This is a genomic window from Bacillus sp. AR8-1, assembly GCF_008042345.1.
Taxonomy (GTDB): Bacteria; Bacillota; Bacilli; order Bacillales; family Bacillaceae_G; genus Bacillus_A; species Bacillus_A cereus.
Map to the genome: position 1 here is coordinate 91397 of NZ_QNUB01000010.1, position 6223 is coordinate 97619.

Genomic DNA, 6223 nt, shown 5'->3' on the forward strand with positions numbered 1-6223 from the left:
CGTATATAACTATTATTTCTTAAGTTATAAATTTCATTCGATAGGGTTAAAAAGAAAAAAAGATCACCCATAAGGGTGATCTTTTTTATACTTCCATAATAATCGGTAAAATCATAGGTTTTCTCTTTGTCTCTTCGTACAAGAACTGTCCTAATAATTCACGAATATTTTGTTTTAACATTGACCATTCAATCGAATATTCTTTAATTGACTGCTCAACAATCATACGTACAATCTCTGTAGATCGTTCAATTAACGCTTCTGATTCACGAACATATACGAAACCACGTGAAATGATTTCTGGACCAGAGATAATTTTCTTTTCATCTTTACCAAGTGTTACAACAACTACTAATATTCCATCTTGAGATAACATCTTTCTATCTCGAAGAACGATATTACCAACGTCACCTACACCTAATCCATCAATTAAAACATTACCAGCTTGTACTTTACCGACTAAGTTCGCTTCATCGTCACCAAAAGCAATTACATCACCTTTTTCTACGATAAAGATATTTTCTCTTGTAATACCTACATCTTCAGCTAAATACGCATGTGCTTTTTGCATACGAAACTCACCATGTACGGGTACAAAGTACTTCGGTTTCATTAAATTTAACATTAATTTTAATTCTTCTTGGCTACCGTGACCTGAAACGTGAACTTTTCTTTCGCCGTAATAAACAACTTCAGCTCCAGCTCTAAATAACAAATCAATAATTTTTGATACAGATATTTCATTACCCGGAATTGGCGAAGCAGCAATGATAACAGTATCACCTTTACGAATTGAAATTTGTTTATGTGCTTGTTTTGCCATTCTAGATAGAGCAGCCATCGGTTCACCTTGACTACCTGTCGTTAAAATAGCTACCTTTTTCTCTGGGAAGTTGTCTACTTCTTGTAATGAAATAACCATACCTTCTGGAACATCTAAATAACCAAGACGTCTTGCAATGTCTACTACTTTCACCATACTACGTCCTACTACCGCTACTTTTCGCCCTGTTTCGGCAGCTGCATCAAATACTTGTTGAATACGATGTACATTCGATGCAAATGAAGCAACGATAATACGACCTTCTGCACCGTAGAACACTTTAGAAATTTCTACACCAACTTCTTTTTCTGAACCTGTATACCCTGGACGCTCTGCATTTGTACTATCAGATAATAGGCAAAGTACACCTTCATTTCCGATTTGCGCCATTTTCCCAAGATCTGCTCCACTATTTCCAATTGGAGTTTGATCGAATTTAAAGTCTCCCGTATATACGATTGCACCTTTTGATGTATGGAAACAAACGCCAACAGAATCCGGAATACTATGTGTCGTTCCGAAGAATGACACTGTTGTAGTGTTAAACTCTACTGTTGAATTTGAATCGATTGTTTTTAGGTCTACACGGCCTAACATGCCCGCTTCACCAAGTTTTTCTTGTATAAGTCCTACTGTTAATTTCGTTGCATAGACTGGAATAGATAATTTACGAAGCACATACACAATTCCACCAATATGATCTTCATGACCGTGAGTAATAAATAAACCTTTTACTCGCTCTTGATTTTCCACTAAATATGTAATATCAGGAATAACGATATCAATTCCAAACATTTCATCTCCCGGGAACATTAACCCCGCATCTACGATAAAGATTTCAGAATCAATTTCAACACAGTACATGTTTTTCCCGATTTCACCTACTCCACCAAGAGCAAATACTTTAACAGACTCATTCTCTTTTCTCTTCATGTTGTTGCCTGGTTTAAAAATCTTGCAAACACTGATTTCACTAACATTGCAGAGACACCAGGGGAAACTCTACAACCACCATATTTTCACCGTCCAAGACGAATGTCCTTACCGTTATGCGATATCATGTCCTTGTTTATTTTTTAAACCAGGTTTCACCTCTCTTTCATTATATAAATCAAATATCTTATTCGATATGATATGAAAATTTAATTAAATTATAATTTTTCCCAATTTTGCTAAGCATACCCGTACTAAGCTACTTAGCCATATTATACCTGATACAAGAAATAGAACACAAGTTAAATCGTGCGAAAGAAAAAGTAAAAGAAAGGAACAGCACTAAAAGTATATGGCTTATTTCCGCTGCTTTTATACTCCATGTTATTTGAAAAAATAACTTAAACACTTTAAATTACTTTCATTTGATGGATTTCCTAGATTTTTTTCTTGAATTGCACAAAAACACTTATAAAATGAAGCTTTTTTATAGATTACGTCATATTTGAGGCAATTCCTATAAAAACATAATCGAAAGTATTTTCTGTACTAGCAACTACTTTTCAACAAAATTAAAGATGTAAGATCCTTTTCTTATAAACATTGCATTACATGACAAAAGGCTATGAATTACAAAATCTAATAGAAATTTAATAAGGTTAAATTTTTAGCAGGATTTGACAGCCATTATCGAGAAAAAGATGTTGGAACCAAATTAATGAAAGAACAATATCATACTTTAACAAGTAGAGAACGCGTAGCGTAATATACTCGTTTTCAACATAAAATGTTTTCTATATTATAGGGTCATATACAGACGAGAAAGGCGATCCTAAAATCATTTTACAAAAGATTCACTTTAAAACAGATTCAAACATTTTCATATCAATAAAAAAATGACCTAGTTTCACACTAGGTCATTTTTATTAACGAGGAATAGATTGCATTACAGATTGTAACGTTACTCTTTCTTCTTCTGTTAATGGAAGAAGTGGTAAACGTACAGAACCTACATCTAATCCAACCATTTGTAACGCTGTTTTTACTGGAGTTGGACTTGGCGCCATAAATAACGAATCAGTTACTCTTACAAGTAATTGATGTAATTTTTGTGCCTTTTTAAACTCTCCTGCTTGAAATGCTGTAATCATTTCTTGCATTTCATTTCCGATAACATGAGATGCTACCGAAACGATACCTTTAGCCCCAACTGCCATAGCCGGTAACGTTAAACCGTCATCACCGCTGTATACCGCAAAGTCGTCCGCTGTTTTTTCAATGATTTCTGTCATTGTCAACACATCGCCGCCGGCATCTTTAATAGCAACAATGTTTTCTATTTCTGATAAACGAACAACTGTATCAACGGAGATTTGTACAATAGATCGTCCTGGAACGTTATATAGCATAACCGGAAGCGGCGTACTTTCAGCAATTGCTTTAAAATGCTGATACATTCCTTCTTGACTCGGCTTATTATAATACGGTGCTACTAGCATTACTGCATCCACACCAACTTCTGTTGCCTTTTTAGTTAAGTCAATAGAAGCATGCGTATTATTGCTACCTGTTCCAGCGATTACGGGCACTCTTTTATCGACAACAGATACGACATGGCGATATAACGCTACCTTCTCTTCTGAAGTTAATGTAGGAGATTCTCCTGTCGTTCCTCCTACCACGATTGCTGTTGTACCGTTATCAATTAAATAATTTACCAATTTCGTTGTCTTTGCAAAATCGATATTCCCGTTTATATCAAACGGTGTTACCATCGCGGTTGCAATTGTCCCAAAATCTATCATGGTCTCACTCCTTATTGTTCCAGTTGCTTTTCTTTTGAAAGCTCAAACGCACTATGTAATGCATTTACAGCCTCCACTAAATCAGTTTCTTTTACAAGAACCCAAATTGTTGTATGACTATCTGCCGATTGCAGGATTTGAATACCTTTTTCCGCTAAAGCTGTAACGATTTTCGCAGTAACCCCTGGGTATCCTGCCATTCCAGCTCCAACGATAGATACTTTCGCACAATGCTCTGTCACAATTGGCTCATATCCAAGGTTCTTTAATAATTTAACTGCATGACTTGATACATTATCACTCACCGTATATGCTACACCAGTAGGTGAAATATTAATTAAATCGACACTTATTCCTTCGTTCGCCATCTCTTTAAACACATGTTGTTGCAAATCATATGCCGTTTCTTTTGCAAGCACTTTAATTTGCGTTACGTTTGATACGTGGGCGATACCTGTAACAGGACGTTCTTCTACATCACGACCTCTTGTAGCACCGTCATATGCTGAAATAAGCGTACCTTCACTATCAGAATACGTAGAACGTACACGAAGTGGCACTTTTGCATGCATCGCAATTTCAACTGCACGTGGATGAACGACTTTCGCACCTTGATAAGCCATGTTACAAATTTCGTTATACGTTACAGTTTGAAGATGACGTGCATCTTTTACAATACGAGGATCCGCAGTCATAACACCTTCTACATCAGTGAATATATCGATGTATTCAGCATGAAGTGCAACACCTAATGCTGAAGCTGAAGTATCACTACCTCCGCGTCCAAGTGTTGTCGTATCACCTTTTTTCGTTTGCCCTTGGAATCCTGTAACGACGATTACATCTACATTTTCTAACTCTTCATGTATACGATCGCAATTCATTTCAATAATCTTTGCATTCGTAAAGTCATCATTCGTTACAAAACCAGCTTGTGCACCATTTAATGCTGCTGCTTTTATACCGTTCTCATTCAACATATTAGAGAAAACAATTGCAGAGATTAACTCTCCGCACGATAATAATAAATCTTGCTCACGTTTAGAAATAGTAGATTCCTCTTGATTTACAAGACTTAATAACGTATCCGTTGCATATGGTTCACCTTTACGACCCATAGCAGATACGACAGTAACTACTTTATAACCAGCAGCTAATGATTTCTTTATATGATGAAGCGCATGCTTACGTCCATTGTCATCACGTACTGATGTGCCACCAAATTTTTGAACAATTATTTTCATATTTTGCACCTTCTCTTAGCCGTTTACACTAATTGTAATTTTACTAAGCGCTCTGCAATTTGAACAGAATTCCATGCAGCGCCTTTTAATAAGTTATCAGATACGACCCAAAGATGGAATCCTTTATCGTTATTTAAATCTTTACGGATTCTTCCAACGAATACTTCGTTTTTACCTACTGCAGTAGCTGGCATTGGATATAACTGCTCTTCTGGATTATCTTGCAGAACAATACCTTCCGCATTTGCAAGTAAGCTCTTTAATTCTGCTACTGTTACGCCTTCTTTTTCTACTTCGATGTAAACAGACTCAGAGTGTCCTGATACAACTGGTAAACGTACACATGTTGCCGCTACTTCTAATTCAGGCATATGCATAATTTTTTTTGTTTCGTTAATCATTTTCATTTCTTCAAATGTAAATCCATTATCTTGGAACTTATCAATCTGTGGAATCGCATTAAAAGCAATTGGGAAATGCTTCTTATCACCTGATACAGGAAGAACATTTGCCTTAACTTCTTCGCCATTTAAGATTGCTTGTGATTGTTCATGAAGTTCTTCAATAGCTGCCGCACCAGCACCTGATACAGCTTGATATGTGGAAACGATTACTCGTTTTAAACCATATTGCTGACGAACTGGCTCAAGAGCTACTACCATTTGAATTGTAGAACAGTTTGGATTTGCAATAATACCATTATGTTCTTTTAAGTCGTTTTCATTTACTTCAGGTACAACAAGTGGCACGTTTTCTGTCATACGGAATGCACTTGTATTATCAACAACAATCGCACCGCGTTTTGCTGCTTCTGGCGCTAATTGTTTCGATACAGATCCACCAGCACTAAATAGTGCGATATCTACTCCTTCAAAGCTTTCAGGAGTTGCCTCTTGAACTGTAAATTCTTCGCCTTTAAATACAAGTTTCTTACCTGCAGATCGTTTAGATGAAAGTAACGTTAATTTCCCGATTGGAAATTCTCGTTTCTCTAAAGTATTTAACATTTGTTCACCAACTGCGCCGGTTGCTCCAACTACAGCGACATGAAAAGTTTTTTGCTTTTCCATCACTATGCCCCTTTCTAGATACCAATCCTTCTATAACTTAGAATCAGAAGGAGTATACAATACCCCTTCTAATCTTAATAACGTTAATTTTATCATATTCTACAGTAAGAATGATGGTTTCATCAAAAATTGTCCGTTTTTTTTCGTTTTTTAATTCATATATCTGAATTTTTCTACGACCACCGGTTGCAATTGCTTTCCTTGCAGCGCTTCTAATACTGTATCTTCCAGTAACTCCATACGAGCTACCATTGAGTTCGGTTTTTTCTCTGGCGCATCTTGACCGAATGGGACGAAATAGATATTTTTTGTGGCCATTAGGCGCATGAGGTTGACGCCAACAGGGTG

General features: G+C 36.4%; 4 protein-coding genes and 1 pseudogene. All 5 read right to left on the reverse strand.

Annotation, left to right across the window (positions count from 1 at the left end):
- Nucleotides 1-85: 85 nt before the first annotated feature.
- Complete coding sequence (locus tag DN400_RS07365; protein ID WP_000823089.1) at nucleotides 86-1756, reverse strand: ribonuclease J; 1671 nt, start codon at nucleotides 1754-1756, stop codon at nucleotides 86-88.
- 926 nt (nucleotides 1757-2682) lie between these two features.
- Nucleotides 2683-3561 carry a 4-hydroxy-tetrahydrodipicolinate synthase gene (dapA, locus tag DN400_RS07370; protein WP_000564763.1) on the reverse strand — a complete coding sequence of 293 codons (879 nt, stop codon included), beginning with the start codon at nucleotides 3559-3561 and terminating at the stop codon, nucleotides 2683-2685.
- A gap of 11 nt (nucleotides 3562-3572) precedes the next feature.
- Nucleotides 3573-4805, reverse strand: a complete 1233-nt coding sequence (dapG, locus tag DN400_RS07375; protein ID WP_000692450.1) for an aspartate kinase — start codon at nucleotides 4803-4805, stop codon at nucleotides 3573-3575.
- A gap of 23 nt (nucleotides 4806-4828) precedes the next feature.
- A complete protein-coding gene (gene asd / locus DN400_RS07380; RefSeq protein ID WP_000414846.1) occupies nucleotides 4829-5875 on the reverse strand; it encodes an aspartate-semialdehyde dehydrogenase in 1047 nt (348 codons plus the stop codon).
- A gap of 150 nt (nucleotides 5876-6025) precedes the next feature.
- A pseudogene (gene spoVFB / locus DN400_RS07385) lies at nucleotides 6026-6223 on the reverse strand (dipicolinate synthase subunit B); the annotation flags it as partial.